Source organism: Pseudomonas sp. HD57-3 (assembly GCF_056113135.1).
Window position 1 is genome coordinate 5,031,887 of sequence record NZ_CM148568.1, and the last position, 20,600, is coordinate 5,052,486.

Annotated in this window: 18 protein-coding genes and 6 tRNA genes; 9 read left to right on the top strand and 15 right to left on the bottom strand. The window is 60.2% G+C overall.

What is annotated here, in order from left to right; translation table 11 throughout:
• Positions 1-20: 20 nt before the first annotated feature.
• From lpxK to AC0R79_RS22715, 4 genes are all read right to left on the bottom strand, one after another.
• Positions 21-1,031 carry a tetraacyldisaccharide 4'-kinase gene (lpxK, locus tag AC0R79_RS22700; protein WP_474731756.1) on the bottom strand — a complete coding sequence of 337 codons (1,011 nt, stop codon included), beginning with the start codon at positions 1,029-1,031 and terminating at the stop codon, positions 21-23.
• On the bottom strand, positions 1,031-1,459 hold the full coding sequence (locus AC0R79_RS22705; protein WP_007950767.1) for an ExbD/TolR family protein: 429 nt from the start codon (positions 1,457-1,459) through the stop codon (positions 1,031-1,033). Before AC0R79_RS22705 ends, lpxK begins: the two co-directional genes overlap by 1 nt.
• A complete protein-coding gene (locus tag AC0R79_RS22710) occupies positions 1,456-2,091 on the bottom strand; it encodes a MotA/TolQ/ExbB proton channel family protein (protein ID WP_007950766.1) in 636 nt (211 codons plus the stop codon). The genes AC0R79_RS22705 and AC0R79_RS22710 overlap by 4 nt, the downstream gene beginning before the upstream one ends.
• A gap of 78 nt (positions 2,092-2,169) precedes the next feature.
• Complete coding sequence (locus AC0R79_RS22715) at positions 2,170-4,413, bottom strand: DNA internalization-related competence protein ComEC/Rec2 (protein ID WP_474731757.1); 2,244 nt, start codon at positions 4,411-4,413, stop codon at positions 2,170-2,172.
• A gap of 136 nt (positions 4,414-4,549) precedes the next feature.
• Between AC0R79_RS22715 and AC0R79_RS22720 the strand changes: the two genes are divergently transcribed.
• Positions 4,550-5,068 (top strand): DUF2062 domain-containing protein, encoded by a 519-nt coding sequence (locus AC0R79_RS22720; protein WP_007950764.1) that lies wholly within the window; start codon positions 4,550-4,552, stop codon positions 5,066-5,068.
• A gap of 54 nt (positions 5,069-5,122) precedes the next feature.
• On the opposite strand, the gene AC0R79_RS22725 is transcribed toward AC0R79_RS22720, so the two are convergent.
• The 4 genes from AC0R79_RS22725 to AC0R79_RS22740 form a co-directional block, all read right to left on the bottom strand.
• Positions 5,123-5,902: an ABC transporter permease gene (locus tag AC0R79_RS22725; protein ID WP_007950763.1), complete on the bottom strand. Its 780-nt coding sequence runs from the start codon at positions 5,900-5,902 to the stop codon at positions 5,123-5,125.
• Complete coding sequence (locus AC0R79_RS22730) at positions 5,899-6,831, bottom strand: ABC transporter ATP-binding protein (protein ID WP_007950762.1); 933 nt, start codon at positions 6,829-6,831, stop codon at positions 5,899-5,901. The genes AC0R79_RS22725 and AC0R79_RS22730 overlap by 4 nt, the downstream gene beginning before the upstream one ends.
• A gap of 133 nt (positions 6,832-6,964) precedes the next feature.
• Positions 6,965-7,588 carry a glutathione S-transferase family protein gene (locus AC0R79_RS22735; RefSeq protein WP_474731758.1) on the bottom strand — a complete coding sequence of 208 codons (624 nt, stop codon included), beginning with the start codon at positions 7,586-7,588 and terminating at the stop codon, positions 6,965-6,967.
• A 43-nt stretch (positions 7,589-7,631) separates the two neighbouring features.
• Positions 7,632-8,291 (bottom strand): transglutaminase-like domain-containing protein, encoded by a 660-nt coding sequence (locus AC0R79_RS22740; protein ID WP_474731760.1) that lies wholly within the window; start codon positions 8,289-8,291, stop codon positions 7,632-7,634.
• Between the two features lie 248 nt (positions 8,292-8,539).
• On the opposite strand from AC0R79_RS22740, the gene AC0R79_RS22745 reads away from it, so the two are divergent.
• Both AC0R79_RS22745 and AC0R79_RS22750 read left to right on the top strand, forming a co-directional pair.
• Positions 8,540-10,987: an acyl-CoA dehydrogenase gene (locus AC0R79_RS22745; protein ID WP_474731761.1), complete on the top strand. Its 2,448-nt coding sequence runs from the start codon at positions 8,540-8,542 to the stop codon at positions 10,985-10,987.
• Positions 10,988-11,061: 74 nt separating this feature from the next.
• Positions 11,062-11,469, top strand: coding sequence for a PA2817 family protein (locus tag AC0R79_RS22750; protein WP_007950758.1), 408 nt, complete (start codon positions 11,062-11,064; stop codon positions 11,467-11,469).
• 57 nt (positions 11,470-11,526) lie between these two features.
• Here the strand turns inward: AC0R79_RS22750 and AC0R79_RS22755 are convergent, their stop codons facing one another.
• The gene (locus tag AC0R79_RS22755) at positions 11,527-12,522 is read right to left on the bottom strand and encodes a LysR family transcriptional regulator (RefSeq protein ID WP_064598590.1); all 996 of its coding nucleotides are present in this window, start codon (positions 12,520-12,522) and stop codon (positions 11,527-11,529) included.
• A 90-nt stretch (positions 12,523-12,612) separates the two neighbouring features.
• On the opposite strand from AC0R79_RS22755, the gene AC0R79_RS22760 reads away from it, so the two are divergent.
• The 5 genes from AC0R79_RS22760 to AC0R79_RS22780 all read left to right on the top strand — a co-directional run bounded on the left by AC0R79_RS22760 (position 12,613) and on the right by AC0R79_RS22780 (position 18,120).
• The gene (locus AC0R79_RS22760) at positions 12,613-13,239 is read left to right on the top strand and encodes an alanyl-tRNA editing protein (RefSeq protein WP_375747692.1); all 627 of its coding nucleotides are present in this window, start codon (positions 12,613-12,615) and stop codon (positions 13,237-13,239) included.
• Between the two features lie 90 nt (positions 13,240-13,329).
• A complete protein-coding gene (locus AC0R79_RS22765) occupies positions 13,330-14,100 on the top strand; it encodes a 2OG-Fe(II) oxygenase (RefSeq protein WP_007952184.1) in 771 nt (256 codons plus the stop codon).
• Position 14,101: 1 nt separating this feature from the next.
• On the top strand, positions 14,102-14,740 hold the full coding sequence (locus AC0R79_RS22770) for a LysE family translocator (protein ID WP_064383517.1): 639 nt from the start codon (positions 14,102-14,104) through the stop codon (positions 14,738-14,740).
• A 172-nt stretch (positions 14,741-14,912) separates the two neighbouring features.
• Entirely contained in the window at positions 14,913-16,178 is a 1,266-nt protein-coding gene (cqsA, locus tag AC0R79_RS22775) for an alpha-hydroxyketone-type quorum-sensing autoinducer synthase (protein WP_127799348.1), read from the top strand.
• A 202-nt stretch (positions 16,179-16,380) separates the two neighbouring features.
• On the top strand, positions 16,381-18,120 hold the full coding sequence (locus AC0R79_RS22780; RefSeq protein WP_474731763.1) for a dipeptidase: 1,740 nt from the start codon (positions 16,381-16,383) through the stop codon (positions 18,118-18,120).
• Positions 18,121-18,246: 126 nt separating this feature from the next.
• Here AC0R79_RS22780 and AC0R79_RS22785 read toward each other — a convergent pair.
• The 6 genes from AC0R79_RS22785 to AC0R79_RS22810 form a co-directional block, all read right to left on the bottom strand.
• Positions 18,247-18,322 (bottom strand) — tRNA-Gly (locus tag AC0R79_RS22785).
• 2 nt (positions 18,323-18,324) lie between these two features.
• Positions 18,325-18,400, bottom strand: a tRNA-Glu gene (locus tag AC0R79_RS22790).
• A gap of 58 nt (positions 18,401-18,458) precedes the next feature.
• Positions 18,459-18,534 (bottom strand) — tRNA-Gly (locus tag AC0R79_RS22795).
• A gap of 3 nt (positions 18,535-18,537) precedes the next feature.
• Positions 18,538-18,613, bottom strand: a tRNA-Glu gene (locus AC0R79_RS22800).
• A gap of 104 nt (positions 18,614-18,717) precedes the next feature.
• A tRNA-Gly gene (locus tag AC0R79_RS22805) sits at positions 18,718-18,793 on the bottom strand.
• A gap of 2 nt (positions 18,794-18,795) precedes the next feature.
• Positions 18,796-18,871 (bottom strand) — tRNA-Glu (locus AC0R79_RS22810).
• A gap of 388 nt (positions 18,872-19,259) precedes the next feature.
• Between AC0R79_RS22810 and AC0R79_RS22815 the strand changes: the two genes are divergently transcribed.
• The gene (locus tag AC0R79_RS22815) at positions 19,260-20,018 is read left to right on the top strand and encodes a hypothetical protein (RefSeq protein WP_011335462.1); all 759 of its coding nucleotides are present in this window, start codon (positions 19,260-19,262) and stop codon (positions 20,016-20,018) included.
• Positions 20,019-20,600: the final 582 nt, after the last annotated feature.

The following is a 20,600-nucleotide window of genomic DNA, read 5'->3' on the forward strand; positions in this document are numbered from 1 at the left end:
CATTCCCTGGATAAAACGGATTAAGGCAAAAGACGATCCGGCAACAGGCGCATCAACTGTGTGTCGAACCAGGCCACGAAGGCCGGCGACGGCACGGCATCGACCGCCAGGTACCACCAGTCGTCGGCAGCGAAGGCACGGCACTTCACCGCGTCCTTTTCAGTCATCACCACTGGCAATGACGGCGTGAAACTCAAGGCCTGCACGCTGTATTCGGCGTGGTCGGCAAACGCGTGGGGCACAGGCCGCCAGTCTAGCGCTTCGAGGGTATTGAAGAAACGTTGCGGGTTACCGATCCCGGCGACCGCGTGCACGGCCTGACCGGGCGGGAAATGATCGAGCGGCCGGCGCTCACCGCTGCGCAGATTGACCAGCGCCGACGGCTTGAGGCGGAAAGCGAAACCGCCGTCGCGATCCTCAAGGGCGCCGTTGAACAGCACACCGTCAACGCTTTGCAGGCGCTCGGCCGGTTCGCGCAGGGGGCCCGCGGGCAGGCATCGCTGGTTGCCCAGACCACGGGCGGCGTCGATCAGCACCAGTTCCAGATCCCGCGCGAGGCGGTAATGCTGCATGCCGTCATCGGACAGGATCAGATCCAGCGGCTCGCTGTCCAGCAAGGCTCTGACGGCGGCGCTGCGATCGGGGTCGATCATCAGCGGTACGCCGGTGCGCTGCACGATCAGCAAAGGTTCGTCGCCGGCGATGTCGGCAGTCTGATCAGCTTCGACCCGCCATGGCAGTTGCGCCGGTTTGGCGCCGTAACCCCGGCTGACCACACCGACCCGCAGCCCGTGGCGTCGGCAGTGCTCGATCAGCCACAGGATCATCGGCGTCTTGCCGGTGCCGCCAACGGTGATATTGCCAACCACGATCACCGGCACCGGGGATTGATAGATCTCACCCTCGCCGTCGAGAAAACGCTGACGCTTGCCGGCCACGACGCGGCGGTACAGCCACTCCAGCGGCCGCAACAGCGTCAGGGCCGGATGCCCCTGATACCACGCGGCGAGCAGACGATCGGACATGGCCATCAGGATTTGGGCGCCGCCTCGACCGTGGTCATGCGCAGATGGCTGAAACCGAGCTTGCCGGCCGCGTCCATGGCGGTGATCACGGATTGGTGCTGAGTCTTGCCGTCAGCACTGATCGACAACGGCATGTTGGTGTCGCCGTTGGCTTCTTTCTGCATGGCTTCCATCAGGGTCGCCAGATCGTTTTTCGGCAGAATCTTGTTGTTCACCGAGAACACGCCTTCGGCGCTGATGGCCACGTCCAGTTGCTTGACCTGCTGATCCTCGGCTGGCGAACCGCTGACCGCTTCCGGCAGGTCGACGCGCAGCTGGGTTTCGCGGGTGAAGGTGGTGGTCACGACGAAAAACAGCAACAGGATGAACACCACGTCGATCAGCGACGCGAGGTTGATGTCGATGGTTTCCCGGGGTTTGCGACGGAATTTCACGCTTTTTCCCCGGCCAGATCGACGTCACGGTCGCCCTGTACCACTTCCACCAGTTTGATCGCTTCCTGTTCCATGCCCACCACCAGTTCATCGATGCGGCGTTGCAGGAAACGGTGGAAGAATACCGCCGGAATACCGACCATCAGGCCCGCAGCGGTGGTGATCAGCGCCTTGGAAATACCGCCGGCCAGGACCGAAGCGTTGGTGGTCATGCCGGAACCGGTGAACGCACTGAAGATATCGATCATGCCCAGCACCGTACCCAGCAGGCCGAGCAGCGGCGACATGGCAGCGATGGTGCCCAGCGCGTTGACGTAGCGTTCCAGCTCGTGGATGACCCGGGCAGCGGCTTCTTCAATGCACTCTTTCATGATCTCGCGACCATGCTTGGAGTTGGCCAGGCCCGCGGCGAGGATTTCACCCAGCGGCGAGTTGGCGCGCAATTCCTTGAGTTTTTCCTTGTTGAGCTGCTTGTCCTTGATCCAGACCCAGACCTGACCCAGCAGATGCTCAGGGGTGACGCGACTGGCGCGCAGGGTCCACAGGCGCTCGGCGACGATCGCCATGGCGGCGATGGAACTCAGAATGATCGGCAACATCATCCAGCCGCCGGATTTGACCAATTCCCACACAGTGACAGCCCCCTCGAAAAAGTGCGCCACTTTACCATACCGGTTCGCGATAAAGACCCGTCGCCCCGACGACCGTGCTCAACGGTACTCCGCCCCCGGCAACGGCGGGTCGCGCCAGAAGCGGCGTTGTTGACGCATCGACCGGGCCGGCTGAAACCGCCCCAGTTGCAGATGAATGGCGCCCTGTTCGGCGCTGTCATGGATGTGTATGCCCTGTTTGCGGTAGCGGGCGGTGACCGTCGGGTGCGGATGGCCGAATGAATTGCCCTGCCCTCGGGAAATTAGCACGGCGTGGGGCTGCAAAACCTTGAGCAAGGCCATCGATGAGGAACTGCGGCTGCCATGGTGCGGGGCTTGCAGCCACTGGGTTTGAACTGCCAGCGCGCTGTTGAGCAGGTCCCGTTCGGCGGCGCTGTCGATGTCGCCGGTCAGCAGCAACCGTTCGCCGTTGGCTTCGATCTGCAACACGCAGGAACGCTGGTTGCTGTCATGGGCGTCGGCCCACTGCCATAGATGAAAGGCAACGCCGTCCCACTGCCATTGCCGGCCGCTTTCACAGGCCTCCGCGTTCAGTTCTTCGGCCAGCCCCGGCGGATCGCCGCTGATGACCCGGCTGACCGGCAATCCTTTCGCCACGGCGAGTGCGCCACCCGCGTGATCGGCATCGGCATGGCTGAGCAGCATCAGATCGAGGTGTTCCACCCCCAGTTTGCGCAATGCCGGCAGCACCACTCGCTCGCCGAGGTCGAAGTCGCCGAAACGCGGACCGCTGTCGTACAGCAAGGTGTGATGCCGGGTGCGGATCAGAATTGCCAGGCCTTGGCCGACATCCAGTTGCCACACATCCGCTACGCCTTCGGCCAGGCGTTCCCGGGGCGGAAATGCCAGCACCAGCAGCAATGGCCAGCCCAAAGGACGCAAGGGAACGCCCCGAGGCAGCAATAACAGCACTGCACCAAGACCTCCCAGCGCCCAGACCCACCACTCCATCGTCGTCGGCACCCACGCTGGCCAACGACCGGCAATCAGGGCCAGTGCCCGGAACAACCCGTCGATCAGTCCACCGGCCAGCCACAGCAGCCCTTCCCCGACATAGGGGATCGGCAGCAGCAATGTGCCCAGCAACGCCGGCGGCAGCACCGCAAAACTGACCCACGGAACCGCCAGCAGATTGGCCAGTGGTCCGCTGAGACTGATCGGAAGGCTCAACGCCACCAGCACCGGGCACAAGCCGATCGCGATCAACCACTGCGCGCGCGTCCAGGTCTGCCACCAGCGCCACGGCCCCAGACGGGCACCGAAGGTAAAGATCAGCACGGCGACCGCGATAAAGGACAGCCATAACCCCGGGCGCAGACTGGCCAGCGGATCCATCAACAGCACACCGTTGAAGGCCAGCAGCAACGGCCACCAGGCACCGAGATGGCGAAATCGCAATCGCCACAGCAACACAAGCGCAACCATTACGCAGGCCCGCCGGACCGGCACGTCGAATCCGGCCAGCAGGCCGTAACCCAGCGCCGCCGTGAATGCCAGACCGCACGCCCAAGGCAGCCAGGGCCAACGCAACGGCCAAAATCCGAATCGCGCCAACCCGGCGACCAGCGCGTACATCAACGCTGCCAACAGCCCGATGTGCTGGCCGGAAATCACCAGCAGATGCACGGTGCCGGTGTCCTGCAAGATCTGCCAGTCTTCGCGACTGAGGCCGGAACCATCGCCGAGCACCAACGCGGCCAAGGCGCCGTTACGCCCCTGGGCATCCACTGCAAGCAGGCGCTGGCGAATGCTGTCGCGCCAGGCCCACTGCGCCGGCGCCAGGCGCTGACCATCCTTCACCGTCCCGGTAGCGCCGATGCGCTGCGCCAGCAGCCAGGCTTCGTAATCAAACGCATCCGGATTGAGCAGGCCACCGGGGCGCTTGAGCTTGACTGCCAGTCGCCAGCGTTCGCCACTGCTGACCTCAGGCCCGGCGTACCAGGCAAGACGCATCAGCGACGGCAGTTTCTCGTGTCGCGAGCGCGCATCGGCCAGTTCGAAGCGCACGACGCCCTCGGCATTCTGCGGCAAGCCGACGACGCGCCCTTCCACCCAGCGCGTTTCGCCATCCAGCCGGGAAGGCAGTCGATCATTCAACGCCATTTGCGCGTTGAAACCCGCCCATGTAAATCCAAGCAGCAAAAACGCCAGTGGATAGCTGCGAAACGGCAGCAGCATCAGCGCCACCCACGGCAACACCAGCAATAACCCGACCGGCGGCAAGCCCGGTAAAAAAACCGGCGCCAGCAGACCGACCGCCAGCGCCATCATCCCTGTGCGCATAAGCCCGTCCTTGAGAGTCCCACCTTCAGGCATAGCGGTTACGGGGCACGAGCGTCGTTATCAATTGTCACAAAGTCTGAATGGGCGGTTCGTAGAATCCAGACATACTTGCCGCCTTAACCGACCGAGAAGCCTTATGCCCCGGCGCTTATTCAAACGTTACATGCCCGACCCGACGAGCATCAGGGAACACAAATCCTTACGCTTTCTCGGCACGTTGCTGCATGACCCGAACCTCTGGCACCTCAACCGACACTCGGTGGCCCGCGCCATGGCCGTCGGCCTGTTCGCCGCGTTCCTGCCGATTCCCGCGCAAATGCTGGTGGCCGCCGTCCTCGCGATCATGGTGCGCGGCAATATGCCGATTGCCGTGAGTCTGGTCTGGCTGACCAACCCGATCACCATGCCGGCGGTGTTCTTCTGCACGTATCAGGCCGGGGCCTGGCTGATGGATGTGCCCGCCCGCACGCTCCCCGACGAATTGACCTGGGAATGGATCAGCGGCGAGCTCTCGACTTTGTGGCAACCGTTCCTGCTCGGTTCGGTGGTGGTCGGGCTGGCACTGGGCGCCCTCGCCTACTGCCTGGTGATGATGTATTGGCGCTGGTGGGTGGCCCGGCAATGGGCGCGGCGCAAGAAAAGACGTCAGGCGTGAATGCAAAACGGCCTCCACTGTGGGAGGCCGTTTTTCATTGCAGCATTGAAGGGATCAGGTGCGCATGCCGCGCCCGCTCACCAGCAACCGCGAACAACCGATATACAACACCACGGTCGCCACCAGCATGAAGGTGATCGCGATGCCGATGCGAATGTCCGACACACCGAGGATGCCGTAACGGAAGGCGTTGACCATGTGCAGCACCGGGTTGGCCAGCGACACGGTCTGCCAGAACGGCGGCAGCAAGGTGATCGAATAGAACACGCCACCGAGGTAAGTCAGCGGGGTCAGCACGAAGGTCGGGATGATCGAGATATCATCGAAGTTACGTGCGAACACGGCGTTGATGAAGCCCAGCAGCGAGAAGATCGTCGCCGTCAGCACCACCACCAGCACCGTCACGCCGAGATGGTGCACCTGCAAATGGGTGAAGAACAGCGACAGGATCGTCACGATCACACCCACCATCAGGCCGCGCAGGACGCCACCAATGGTGTAACCGATCAGGATCGTGTGCGGCGACACTGGCGACACCATCAGTTCTTCGATGGAGCGCTGGAACTTGCTGCCGAAGAAACTCGACACCACGTTGCCATAGGAGTTGGTGATCACCGACATCATGATCAGCCCCGGCACAATGTACTCCATGTAGGTGAAACCACCCATGTCACCGATCTGCCGGCCGATCAGGTTACCGAAGATCACAAAGTACAGGACCATGGTGATCGCCGGCGGCAGCAGGGTCTGCGGCCAGATCCGGGTGAAGCGTCTGACTTCGCGGTAAACGATGGTGTTGAGGGCAACGAGGTTGGGGCGCAGCTCGGAACTCATACCGCCACCTTCGACAGATTTTTCTCCACCAGGGACACGAACAGCTCCTCAAGGCGATTGGTTTTATTGCGCAGGCTCAGCACTTCGATGTTCTGCAGGGCCAGTTGGCCGAACAACGCGGTGATGCCCATGGACTTGTCGACCTGGACTTCCAGGGTATGGCCGTCCAGCAGACGTGCCGGATAACCCGCCAGTTGCGGCGCGGCACTCAGACCGTTCTTCAGATCCAGCAGGAAAGTCTCCACATGCAGCTGCCCGAGCAGCTGACGCATGCTGGTGTTCTCGACGATGGTGCCGTGGTCGATGATGCCGATGTTGCGGCACAACTGCTCAGCCTCTTCCAGATAGTGTGTGGTGAGGATGATGGTGATGCCTTTCTGGTTCAGTTCGGTGAGGAACGTCCACATCGAACGGCGCAGTTCGATATCCACCCCGGCGGTCGGTTCATCGAGGATCAGCAGACGCGGTTCATGCACCAGCGCCCGGGCGATCATCAAACGACGCTTCATGCCGCCGGACAGCGAACGCGACGGCACATCGCGTTTGTCCCACAGGCCGAGCTGGGTCAGGTACTGCTCGGCGCGTTCCTTGGCGATCTTCGCCGGAATGCCGTAGTAACCGGCCTGGGTCACGACGATGTCGAAGGTCTTTTCGAACTGGTTGAAGTTGAATTCCTGGGGCACCACGCCGATGGAGCGTTTGAGCGCCGCCGGGTTCTTGTCCAGGTCGTGGCCAAAGATATTCACCGTGCCGCTGGTCTTGTTGACCAGGGTCGAGAGAATGCCGATGGTCGTGGATTTGCCGGCGCCGTTGGGGCCGAGCAAGGCGAAGAAGTCACCTTCGGCGACGTCCAGATCGATACCACTCAAGGCCTGGAACCCGTTGCCGTAGGTTTTGGTTAGCTGCCGGATGGACAGAGCGGAACTCATATCGGATTTACGCACCCAGTGAAGAAAAAAGGACTGATAAAAGGCCGGCGGCGAGGAAGACAACCGCAGCGCTCGAGCGCAATGGTGCTTGCCGTCGCCGCACAAGTACAGTCAAGTGTGTCGATAGTAGGTATTAAGTCAACGCGGTCATGACAGCTTTCTGATACGCCGGACGCTGCTTCAAGCGTGCATACCAGGCCTCCAGATCAGGCTGTGGCGCGCGCTCGATCGGCATCTCGAACCAGGCATAAATGAAACTGCCGAGCGGGATATCGCCCATGCCGATTTCATTGCCGGACAGATACGGCTGGTTCTTCAGCGCCTGATCGGCCATCGCCAGCAAGCCGTCACATTCCTTGATCGCCGCATGAATTGCCGGCCAGTCCTGTTTGTCTGCCGGGGTACGCAGAACGCCCCAGAACACCGTGCGAAACGGTCCGGCAAAACTGGAAGTCGTCCAGTCCATCCATTTGTCAGCGGTGGCGCGGGTCTGCGGATCCGCCGGGTACCACGAAGTGTCGGCTGCATGCTTTGCCAGCAGGTAACGCACGATGGCATTCGATTCCCACAGCACAAAACCGTCGTCCTGAATCACCGGCACCCGCCCGTTCGGGTTCATGGCCCGGTACTCCGGCGTGTCGACCACACCAAACGCACCACCGGCATCGATGGCCTCGTAGGCCAGCCCGAGCTCTTCGGCAGCCCACAACGGTTTTCTGACATTCGACGAATTCTTGCGACCCCAGATCTTCAGCATGACCGCCTCTTTTCCAGTAAATGGGCAGGCAGCATACGCCGGATCAGAGGCTGCCGACATCACCGCGCATGTCACTGGACAGTGGCTTCTGCTGATCGTTGAACAGGTGTGGATAACATTTCTGCAGATGTTCGAAGAAAAAAGATTCCGGTACATCGGCGAACTGACCGTGATCGACCAGGTACTCCATCAGCAGCGCGCCATCGCTGTTGTACGGGTGGAAAACGCTGTCGTTTACGCCATCGAATTCCAGCGGCGCAACGTTGAACATTTCGCAGAGCTTCTGGTTGAACGCGGGTGTGGCTTTCACCCAGCGATCATTGAGAAACAGCTCGGTATAACCATGCATGGCGAACACTTCGCTTCTCAGCAATTCAAGCAGACGCGGCGTCGACAGATGATTTTTCACATCCGCCAGACCGATGCGCGCGGGGATCCCGCAATGGCGCGCGCAACCGGCGAGCAACGTGGCCTTGGGCACGCAATAACTCTCACCCGCCGCCAGCGCGTAGCTGCCGCGCAAGGTCTGCGGGTCGCGGCTGAAGGTGTACATGTTGTAACGCACCGCCTCGCGCACGGCGTAATAAAGACTGATCGCCTGCGCGAGCGGATCGCGGCTGGCACCACGGTGCTGCTCGGCGAACTCCACCACCGAGGGGTGGTCACTATCGATGAAGCGGCCGGGGCTCAGATACTCGTGCATGACGACATTCTCCTGGTTGAGCCCCGAGTCTAGCGAGAGGTTCAGCACAGAGATAACGACGTTTCGGCCAAACATGCACGCAAAGACGCGGAAGCGGCGAACGATTTCCCACGCGTGTTGCCCACCGAACCTACAAAAGACATCCGGGGTTTCCCACGATTTCAATCACCTTGCTCTGACCGCCCCGTTTTGCAGATGCCGTCTAAGCTCTGGTGGGTCGGTTCGCCCTGGTTCACGGAGGATTAAATATGCTGTTGTTGTGGATACTGGTTCTGATCGTCGGCGTGGCGTATCTGGCCCACCGGCGCATCGCCCCGCTGCCGGCACTGGGCATCGTTGCCGCTTACCTGTTGGCGATGGGGATTTTCAGCCACGCACCGGGCTGGTTGCTGCTGATTTTCTGGGTCGTGCTGGCCCTGGTGGCCGCCCCTCTGCTGTTGCCTGACCTGCGCCGCAAACACTTCACCGCGCCGCTGTTCAGCTGGTTCCAGAAAACCCTGCCACCGATGTCGCAGACCGAACGCGACGCGATCGACGCCGGCACGGTGTGGTGGGACGGCGAACTGTTCAGCGGCCGTCCGGACTGGGACAAGCTGCTGTCCTATCCCAAGGTGCAACTGAGCGACGAAGAACAGGCATTTATCGACGGCCCGACCGAAGAACTCTGCGCGATGGTCACCGACTGGCAGATCGGCCAGTCGATGGATCTGCCGCCCGAAGCCTGGACTCACATCAAGGAACACGGTTTCTTCGCCCTGATCATTCCCAAGGAGTTCGGAGGCAAGGGTTTCTCCGCCTACGCCCACTCCCAGGTGGCGATGAAACTGGCGACCCGCAGCGGCGACCTGGCCTCCACCGTGATGGTGCCCAACTCCCTCGGCCCGGCCGAACTGCTGCTGCATTACGGCACCGACGAACAGCGCAATCACTACCTGCCACGGCTGGCCCGGGGCGACGACATTCCTTGCTTTGCGCTAACCGGCCCGCTCGCAGGTTCAGACGCGGGTGCGATGCCCGACACCGGGATCATCTGCAAAGGCGAATGGGAAGGTCAGGAAACTCTCGGCCTGCGCCTGAACTGGGAAAAACGCTACATCACCCTCGGCCCGGTCGCGACCTTGCTCGGCCTGGCCTTCAAGGCCTATGACCCGGATCACCTGCTCGGCGACAAGGAAGATCTCGGCATCAGTCTCGCGCTGATTCCGACCGATACTCCCGGCGTGGAAATCGGTCGACGCCACCTGCCGCTGGGCGCTGCGTTCATGAACGGCCCCAACTCCGGCAAGGACGTGTTCATCCCGCTGGACTTCCTCATCGGCGGCCAGGACATGCTCGGCAAAGGCTGGATGATGCTGATGAACTGCCTGTCGGTCGGGCGTTCGATTTCCTTGCCGGCAGTGGGCACTGGCGCGGCCAAGTTCACCAGTCTGGTGACCGGGCAATACGCGCAGATCCGCGAGCAGTTCAACGTGCCGCTGTCAGCATTCGAAGGCATTCAGGAAGCGATGGCGCGCATTGGCGGCAACGCGTGGATGATGGACGCCGCGCGGATGCTGACCGCCAATGCGGTGGATCTGGGCGAGAAACCTTCGGTGCTGTCGGCGATCCTCAAATATCACCTCACTGAGCGCGGTCGCGAGTGCATCAGCCACGCGATGGATGTGCACGGCGGCAAGGCGATCATCATGGGCCCGAACAACTATCTGGGTCGCAGCTGGAACGGCGCGCCGATCTTCATCACCGTGGAAGGCGCCAACATTCTTTCGCGCAACCTGATGATCTTTGGTCAGGGCGCAATCCGCTGTCATCCGTTCGTGCTCAAGGAAATGGCCCTCGCCGGTCGCGAGGACAAGGATCAGGCACTCAAGGAATTCGACGGCCTGCTGCTCAAGCACATCGGATTTGCCGTGAGCAACGCCGCCAGTACGCTGGTGCTGAACCTCGGTTTCGGTCATTTCGAACATGCGCCGGGAGACAAGCTCAGCCAGGGTTATTTCCGTGCGCTCAACCGTCAGGCTGCCGCGTTTGCCATGCTCGCCGACCTGAGCATGATGCTGCTGGGCGGAGAACTGAAACGCCGCGAGCGTCTGTCGGCGCGTCTGGGTGACGTACTGAGCAACTTGTATCTGGCATCCGCAGCGCTCAAGCGTTATCACGACCTCGATTCCCCGGCGTACATGGAACCGCTGTTCAGATGGGCCATGGAAGAAAGCCTCGGCCAGTCGGAAAAAGCGCTGGATGAACTGCTGACCAACTTCCCGAACCGGGTCTTCGGCTGCCTGCTGCGAGTGATCGTGTTCCCGTTCGGTCGCCGCCACAAAGGCCCGTCGGACAGACTCGGTGCCGAGGTGGCTGCGGTCATCGGCCGGGCCAAGGGCGATCCGGCACTGGAAGAACTGCTTGCCGGCTGCTATCGCCCGCAATCGGCCGACGATGCGGTCGGTGCACTGCAACACGCCTGCGATCAGTTGAACGCTGCGCAACCGCTGCACAAAAAACTGCACACCTCGCTCAAGAGCGGTCAGGTCAAACCGGTCGCCGGCGAACATGCCATCGATGCGGCGCTGGAGGCCGGGGTGTTGCAGGCCGTGGAAGCCCAGACCCTGCGTGATGCCGAAGCGGCGCGGCGCAAGGTGATCGATGTCGATGATTTCGACAAGGAGCAACTGAAACCGGCGGACGGCAAAATCCGCTGATCCCTTCAATCAGTGAAAAACGGGCGCAGGGGCTTTATACTCCCGCGCCCGTTTTGCTCTTGAGGACTTATCTCGTGTCCAACGTCGTTGCCGATCATCTGGTTTTGCTCGACCACCTGCGCAGTATCCTGGTCGCCGTAGGTGAGGCCGATCAGGTTCCCGAAGAAAGCCATGCCCTGTTCCTGGAGCGTTTCGACGAACTGCTGGCGTCACTGCCGATCGAGCCGATCGAAAGCCAATACCTGGGCCAGGACATCCTGACTCAAGTGATTACCCGTTACCCGCAAATTGCCCACCTGATCCCGCGGGATCTGCTGTGGTTCTTCGCCGGCGACTGCCTGCATTACCTGTCCGACGAAGAAATCGATATGTATCAGGCGCTGGAAGAACGCCGCTACGAAGCCGAACAGAACGACGAACCGTTCGACTGGAATCAGGAAAAACAGCTGCTGGCGATGTCCGCACAGGACAGCAAGCACTGATTTTCGCCCGATAAAAAAGGCCCGCATGGTGATCCATGCGGGCCTTTTTTTATCAGGTCAGAGCAACCCTTCACTCTCGGGCAATTCGTACTCCGCCAACGGTTTTGAACCGCCGGACTTTCCCGGCTTGCTCAAAGTCGGCTCTTTCTCTAGGCACTCCACCAGATAGTCGATGAACACCCGCAGCTTCGGCGGCAGATAGCGCGTCGGCGAGTGCAGCAACCACAACCCGCCGTGGTACGACGCCAGGAACGTCCAGTCCGGCAGCACCTGCACGATCAGCCCCTGCTCCAGGGCATAACGCGCGGTGAAATACGGCAGGCTGCCAATGCCGATGTGCTGCAACACGGCCCCCAGACGCACGCCGGTGTGATTGGCGGCATACCGGCCGCGCACGCCGACGGTGACGGCCTTCGTGCCTTTCTTGAATTTCCATCGCGCATCACTCGGGGTTTCGCCCAGGTAAATGCAACTGTGGTTGAGCAAGTCGTGGGGATGAGTTGGCGTCCCGTGTTCGGCCAGATACTGCGGCGTCGCGCAGAGCAAATGGTCGATGGTCAGCAGTTGTCGTCCGACCAGTCCGGCCGGTGGACGATCCGTGATGCGAATGGCCAGGTCGACATGATCGTCGATCAGATCCACCTGGCGGTCTTCCAGCAACAACTCCACATCGACCTTCGGGTAGCGCCGCAGAAACTCCGGCATGTGCGGATGAATCACGAAGCGCCCTACCGCTTTCGGCACGCTGACCCGCACCAGACCTTCGGCTTCGTGGGTGAACTGGCCGCTGATCTCCATCACCGACTTCGCTGCGCTGACCATTTCCTGGCAGCGCTTGAACACTTCTTCTCCGCCATCGCTCAAGCGCAGTTTGCGCGTGGTGCGTTGCAGCAGCCGCGTGGCCAGCGCCTTCTCCAGCCGGGAAATACTGCGGCTGACCGCCGATGGCGATGAGCCCAATTGGCGAGCGGCTTCGGAGAAGCTGCCGGTCTCGACGACCTTGACGAAAATCGCCATTTCACCGAGCAGCGGCAGTGGGAGATTTATGCTCACAGCGCAACAGTCCTTTGATGTTTGAACGGATTATCACGTTATTGCACGATTCATATAATTAAAAAAGAAACTTTAATAAGGGCATGGAATATGACGCTTCGCCTCTTTTTCCATAGTGATGACCTCAAGGCCAATGTGGAAGTCCTCGACTGCACGCCCCACGAGAACGAATTCGCCGTTGTGTTGCGCGCCACGCTTTTTCATCCTCAGGGCGGTGGCCAACCCTGTGATACCGGCTGGATTGGCGACAGCCAGGTGCTGCGGGTTGTCCAGGAACCGGACCGGATCATTCATTTCGTCGAACAACCGGTGCCGCTGGGCATGACCCAGATTCGCGTCGACGAAGAACGCCGCCGCTTCAACACCCGCATGCACTCTGCCGGGCATTTGATCGGCCACTTTGTCCAGGCCATGGGCTGGATGCCGATCAAGGCCCATCACTGGCCGGACGAAGGCCGTGTGCAATTCAAGCCCGGAGATTCGGCTCAGGAAGTCGATGCACAAGTCGTTCAATACGGCATCGGCCAATGGATCGAACACGATCTGCCACGCCTGACGTCCCTGCGCGAAGGCGCGCGGGAAATCGGTTTCGGTGAACTGCCAGCCTATGGCTGCGGTGGCACCCATGTACGCAGCCTGAAGGATCTGGGCACAGTCACGATCGCGTCCCTTTCGCAGAAGAAAGGCACGTTGTCCGTCCACTACAGCGTGGATTGAGGATTTCGGGCGCTGCCAGATGCAGCGTCCGACGCCGGGGGAACCGCGTTCGCCGGTTCCGTTGACTATTCGATAGATGGACCTGAAACCATGATGCTTGACGTCGAGCGTCTCGATGAGACGTGCATAAAAAAACTGGCCAACGAAGAAGTCCTCGCCATCCGCGTCAAAGGCTTTTTGCCCCAGGCGCAGGCGATCCAGATTGGCGACAAGATCCTCGCCCCCGGCTTCGAGGGCTACATCAACGCGCCCAGTATCGGTCGCATCGGCATGGCGTTCTACGAGGCGGAAAACCAGCCGCTGCTGATCGAAGACTACTTCGAGCGCGCCACCAGCAACATCGCCGAACTGCGCAACCGCTGCGCGCCCTACTCGTCGCCGGTCGACACCCTGCGCTGCATGCTCGACGAATCCTGGCCCGCAGGTGCTCATCTGGAAAACCTCTACGGTCGCAAAATGTATGTCGGCCTGTCCCGAGTCGTGAAACCGGGCGTGTGCTTTCTTGCCCATCACGACATCTTCGCCAAGGACGCCCCGGAGAGTTTCCAGGCCCGCAGTCTGGAGGCGCAGTTCGCCTGCAACGTCTACCTCAACATGCCGACCGAGGGCGGCGCGTTGCAGATGTGGGAAGACGACATCTCGCCGGACCGCTTCGACGAAATGCGCGGCGACAGCTACGGCATCGACCCGGCACTCCTCGGCCCGCCCGCCCTCGAAGTACGCCCGGAACCGGGGGATTTCATCATGTTCAATTCGCGTCGCATGCACTCGGTAACGCCGGGCGTGGCCGATCCGCGCTTGAGCCTTTCGTTTTTTGTCGGCTATCGCGGCAATGCTTCACCCCTGACTTTCTGGAGCTGAAATGACATCGAATTACCTGGGCGAGTTTCTGGCGCTGGCCACCATCCACTTTCTGGCCGTTGTCGCTCCCGGACCGGACTTCGCCGTGACCATCCGCCAGAGTGTGCGTTTCGGCCGTTTGGTCGGCATCTGCACGGCATTGGGCATCGGCGCGGGAATTTCCGTGCACGTGCTGTACACCCTGCTGGGCGTCGGCGCCTTGATGCACACCACGCCCTGGCTGCTGACCGTCGCCAAAGTGGTCGGCGGTGCTTACATCCTTTACCTGGGCGTCAGCCTGATCCGCAGTAAACCCAAGACGGCACTGGAAGGCGAAAAGACCAGCGACGAACCACTGGTCGAGCAATCGCTGTTCAAGGCGTTTTCCACCGGTTTCCTGACCAACGCCACCAACCCCAAGGCCACGCTGTTTTTCCTGGCGATCTTCACCACGATCATCAGCGCCAGCACACCGCTGCAAATTCAGGCCCTGTACGGGTTGTGGATGTGCGGGGTGAATGCGTTGTGGTTCGTGATCGTCGCGCTGTTCTTTTCCAGCAGCAAAGTGCGCGTGCTGTTCATGCGCATGGGGCACTGGTTCGAGCGCAGCATGGGGGTGATTCTGATCCTGTTTGCCGGGCGTCTGGTGTTGTCGATGTAAACCACCCACCAAAAAAAGGCTCGCACAGTCGGACTGGCGAGCCTTTTTTAATGAAGTCATTCGTCGGTTTTCTTCGCGGACTGTCAACTCTGACAGTAGCCGGAAAAGCGGATAAGGCATGTAGTTCGATCCACGGGGGGCTCCCGCAGCCCGTGCTGATAGGAACGCCATCATGCCGATTCATGAGCCATCCGTTCATTCTCCAAGCGAATCCGTTCATGCGGATCTGCCAGGCTTCGTGCAAAAACGAATCGAAAGCCACACCATCGGTCGCGTTCAACAGCGCTGGGCGGGTCAGCACTTGTTGCGAGGTATACAGCCCTCACCCGGCGCGCTGCACCTGTCGAGCAACGACTACCTGAGTCTGACTAGCGAACATCATTTGATAGAGGCCCAGGCACAAGCCGTTCTCCAGGCTCGTCATCAATTGCTGATGTCGGCCGTTTTCCTTCACGGTGACACTTCCACTGCCCGACTGGAACAGCGATTGGCCCGATTCATGGGGGCCCGGAACGCTATTCTTTGCCAGTCAGGTTGGGCTGCCAACGTCGGGTTATTGCAGGCAATCGCCAGCGAGGATCATCCGGTCTATCTGGACATGAACGCCCATATGTCGCTCTGGCAAGGCGCACAGGCTGCGCGGGCGCGTCCGATTCCCTTCATCCATAACGATGCCGAGCATGCAGAACGGCAAATCAAAAAGAATGGGCAAGGGGTGATTGTTGTCGATGCGGTCTACAGCACCAACGGCAGCCTTTGTCCCCTGAAGGACTTTGTCGCTCTTGCCAAGCGCCGTGACTGCGTGCTGCTCGTCGACGAATCCCATTCTCTTGGCACACACGGCCCTGAGGGTGCAGGACTGGTTGCTCAGGAGCATTTATCTGGAAAAGTACACTTCCAGACCGCCAGCCTGGCCAAGGCGTTCGCCGGGCGTGCAGGACTGATCACTTGCCCGGATTCGTTCAAGGATTACTTCGCCACGGAGTCCTACCCCGCCATTTTCAGCTCCAGCCTGCAGGATCATGAAATGAGCTGGTTTGAACGCGCAGCGGACTTTCTGCAACACGCCGATGAACGACGAGACCAACTGCGCGCAGTCTCCCGCCTGGTCCGGACAGCCCTTGCACAATTGGGCTATGACGTCAGCGCCGGTACGGAACAGATCATTGCATTACAGCCTGGACGAGAACTGCTCACGCTTCGGTTGCGCGATGCCTTACAGGCTCGCGGTATTTTTGGATCGGTTTTCTGCGCGCCGGCCACTGCGCTCAATCGCTCCCTGATGCGTTTCTCAATGAACTCGGAACTCACCGGGAAAGATGTCGAACGACTTGTCGGCGCCTGTGCCGAAATCAGGGATGAGGTCAGGTTGAAGGACTGGAAATGCGCCAGTTCGGCCGGGCGTAGATCACCCATGACAGATCTGGAAAGTGACTGAAAATTTTCCATATTGACTGTCGGTCCCGTCCTAGACACTTCCAGCCGGCCTTTTTCGATTCTGCGCCGCTTTTGCATTTCTGTGCGACGCGTCCCACTTCGGGGGCTCCCCTATCACTCGCCGGTGGTGTTAGTTTGCGAAACCGTCTGACGCTTCGATCAGACACCTCCTACTCACTGCCTGCAAAGGAATGCCCTTAGCAATGGACTTTTCACTCAAGCAACTGGCCGCGTCGACGTTGATTCTGGCCAGCCTTTCGTCCGTCACACTGCCAGCCCACGCCAACCTGACCGAGCAGCAGAGCGCGACCATCCTCAAGACATTCAATGAGGCAAAGGTCAGTGATTTCAGAGCTTTTCTTGGCGATCTGGCCAAGAACGACCTGAGCAAGACCGACGATCTGCGTCCAGCCATCAGTGCCTTCCTCGATAACAAGACGCTGACCGCCGAACAACAGAACGAGATCCATCGCCTGCTCGGCCTCTACACCCGCGTGAAGTACGGCAAAGCTGCGCTGGAAACCCTGCGTGAACTGGTGGAAATCCCGACCTTCCGCAAGGACGGTGTCGATCAGCACGACAACCCCGAATTCATCAAGATCGCTGCCAAGATCAAGGATCTGGCTGAGTCCTTCGGCCTGAACTACCGCAACATCGACAACCGCGTTTACGAAATCTCCCTCGACGGCAGTGGCAAGGACGTCGTCGGCATTCATGCTCACGCCGACGTGGTGCCGGTAACGCCGGAGAACTGGGTGCTGAAGGACGGCACCAAACTTGATCCGTTCAAGGTCACGCTGATCGGAGACCGCATGTACGGCCGAGGCACCGAGGACGACAAGAACGGCATCGTCGTGACGCTCTACGCCATGAAGGTGATCAAGGAAGAGAAGCTGCCACTGGCGCGCAATTTCAAACTGCTGGTGGACACCACCGAAGAAACCACCGGTGACGCGATCCCTTACTACTTCGAACGCAACCCGACGCCGGAGTACAACCTGGCACTGGACGGCGGCTACCCGGTGGTGATTGCCGAGAAAGGCTACGGCACCGTCATGGCCAAGTTCGCCAAGCGCAAGGCTGAGGGCAAAGGCGCGGAAATCACCTCGATGACCGGTGGCCTGGCGACCAACCAGATTCCGTCGGTTTCGGTCGTCACCCTGGTGACCGACAAACCCGCCGAGCTGGCATCCAGCCTGCAAAAGGCCGGCACCGAATACGCCAAGCGCAATGGCGGCGATTTCGAAGTGAACGCCAAGGTCGATGGCAAAGACGTCAAACTCACCGTCACCGGTGTTTCCGCGCATTCGTCCGAGCCTGAATCCGGCGTCAACCCGGTCGCCCGCATGCTCGACTTCATCCACAGCGTGGACGGCAAGATCGCCTTCAAGCACAACCACATCACCGACGCGGCACACTACGCCGCCGACAACTGGGGCCTGGATTACAAGGGTGGCAAGCTGGGCGTCGGTTTCGCCGATGACTTTATGGGCCCGCTGACCACCTCCCTGACCTACGTCGGCATGGACGACAAAACCTTCAAACTCGCGGTCAACCTGCGCGTGCCGAAGGGCAAGTCGCCGGAAGTGCTCAAAAGCGAAATCGCCGACAAACTGGCAGCCTGGAGCAAGAAAAACCATGTCGCGGTGAACTTCGACTATTCGATCGCCGAACCGATGTACCGCAACCCTGAAGGCGAGTGGGTCAAGGCACTGCTGGCCGTGGCCACCGAAAACCTCGGCATGAAACACGAATTCGGCACTTCGGCCGGCGCCACTTCGGTGCATGAACTGCCGAACGGCGTGCAATTCGGCCTGGCGCGACCGGAGGTCAAGTACACCGGTCACACCGATGGCGAATTCAAGACCGTTGACCAGTTCCTGCTGGACCTGCAGATCGTCACCGAAATGATGGGACGCATCGGGCAATTGCCGAAGCTCTGATCGCATATCGGGCCTGCCACATTGGCGGGCCCACAAAAAAAGGACCTCGCGGTCCTTTTTTATTGCGCGACAAAAAACGCACAAACAAAAACGCCGCTCATCACTGAGCGGCGTTTTTGTTGAATATGGAGCGGGAAACGAGACTCGAACTCGCGACCCCGACCTTGGCAAGGTCGTGCTCTACCAACTGAGCTATTCCCGCAATGGCGTCCCCTAGGGGACTCGAACCCCTGTTACCGCCGTGAAAGGGCGGTGTCCTAGGCCACTAGACGAAGGGGACAGGCTACAACTTTCACTAATAAAAACGCCGCTCTTTGCAAAGCGGCGCTTTTTGAATTTGGAGCGGGAAACGAGACTCGAACTCGCGACCCCGACCTTGGCAAGGTCGTGCTCTACCAACTGAGCTATTCCCGCAAATGGCGTCCCCTAGGGGACTCGAACCCCTGTTACCGCCGTGAAAGGGCGGTGTCCTAGGCCACTAGACGAAGGGGACACGCTACCCGGAACACATGGTGTGTGTTTCGGTGTCCAGATCCGCCTCCGAAGATTGGGTTCTGGTTTCACTCAGCACCGCCCGAAAGCGTTGCTGTTTAAAATTGGAGCGGGAAACGAGACTCGAACTCGCGACCCCGACCTTGGCAAGGTCGTGCTCTACCAACTGAGCTATTCCCGCATTGGCGTCCCCTAGGGGACTCGAACCCCTGTTACCGCCGTGAAAGGGCGGTGTCCTAGGCCACTAGACGAAGGGGACACACTACAACATTCACTCCCTGCCGCGTTTCGCTGTGTGCTTTACGCTGCAAGTGGCGCGCATTCTATGGATGGATTGAAAGGTCGTCAACCCCCAGATATAAATTTATTTAAATCAATGACTTCGACCCGCTTTACCGGCCGTTTCCGGCTTTTGCGTCGCCCGACGATTGACGCCTATATTCCGACACTCGCCAAGGCGTTATAGTCCACGGCACAGGTGATGGCAATCTGCACCCCAAGGGCCAGCATTTATATAAGCGGCTCCCTGGCCGATACAGATACAGCTTCGCCGATCCAAACCCGTCGAGCGGCGCTAGGCTCCTCTATGCCAAGCCACTACACTCGCACGCGAACCCTATAAAGAGGTCTTACCGGTGACACCACTCATGATCACCCTGCTAGTCATAGCCGGGATCGCAATCTTGATCGCCATTGGCTACATGAACCATGTGGTGGAAAACACCAAACTGGAGAAGGCCCGCACCAAGGTCGAACTCAACGACCGCCTGCGCCGCTGCGGCGAACTGACCGAAACCTTCCCCGGCCAGTTCATGACCCCGGCCCTCAAGCTGCTGCTGACCCGCCTTGAGCTGAACGTCTGCCAGCGCCTGCTGAACCTGGAAAAAACCAGCGCCACCACCAAGGCCCGCATCACCGAACTCAGCGCCCTCGTCGCCCAGGGCGAATCGATCCCGGTCAACAACCCACCGGCTCCGATCCAGACCGAAGCCAAGGCCAAAGACGTCCGCTTCCTCCTCGAAGCCCTCCACGGCCAGATCACCCGCGCCGCCCAGGACGGCTTCCTGCCACCGAACGAAGCCAAACACTGGATCCGCGAAGTACGCCACATCCTCGTACTCCTGCACATCGAGTTCTTCAACAACCTAGGCCAACACGCCCTCCAGCAAAACCAACCCGGCCAGGCCCGCCTCGCCTTCGAACGCGGCGTGCAATACCTGCGCAAACAGCAGGACCCGCAAATCTACGCCGAACAACTCCAATACCTGGAAAAACTCCTGGCCCGCGCCAACGCCCAGGTCATGGACAAAATCGCCCCGGTCGAAGGCGAAGAAAACCAACTGACTGCCGGCCTCAAAGATGTCGAGGCTGACGCGGACTGGAAGAAGAAAGTGATTTACGACTGAGTGCAGTCAAAGAGAGAAGCCACCGGGAGGTGGCTTTTTTATTGCCCGCGAGAAAGATCAAAATCAAAAGCGCCCTCACCCTAACCCTCTCCCGGAGGGAGAGGGGACTGACCGAGGTGATTGTGGGAGGTACGCCGACGTGAAATACCGAGTCGCACTCAGGTTTTGAAACGCATGCAACTCAACTCACACTGCTGCACCTGCTGCACCTTGCACCCTCTGCATTTTCTTCTGCTTCTTCTACTCTTGCTTCTGCTTTGGCTTTGGCTTCCCACCACTCAACACAATGAGCGTTAGCTCAAGTACCGCTTTTGACGTGCCGGCCCCATCGGAAGGCTGAGTGGAGGGATTTATCCGGGGGTGGGAGCGCAGCGACCGTGCGGCGCAGCCGCATGCATCGAGAGGAGGTGCAGCGAAGCAAACCGTAGGCGATGCCCCCGGATGAATCCCGTAACGAAGGAACCTCGAGCCTCAGCGAGAGGCCGAACGCCGGGGCCCAGACCTTTGGTTCCTTTGGGGCGTTTGCCAAAGGGACTCGCCGTAAGGGCGAAACCGCCAGCAGCAGCACCCGCAGAAACGGAT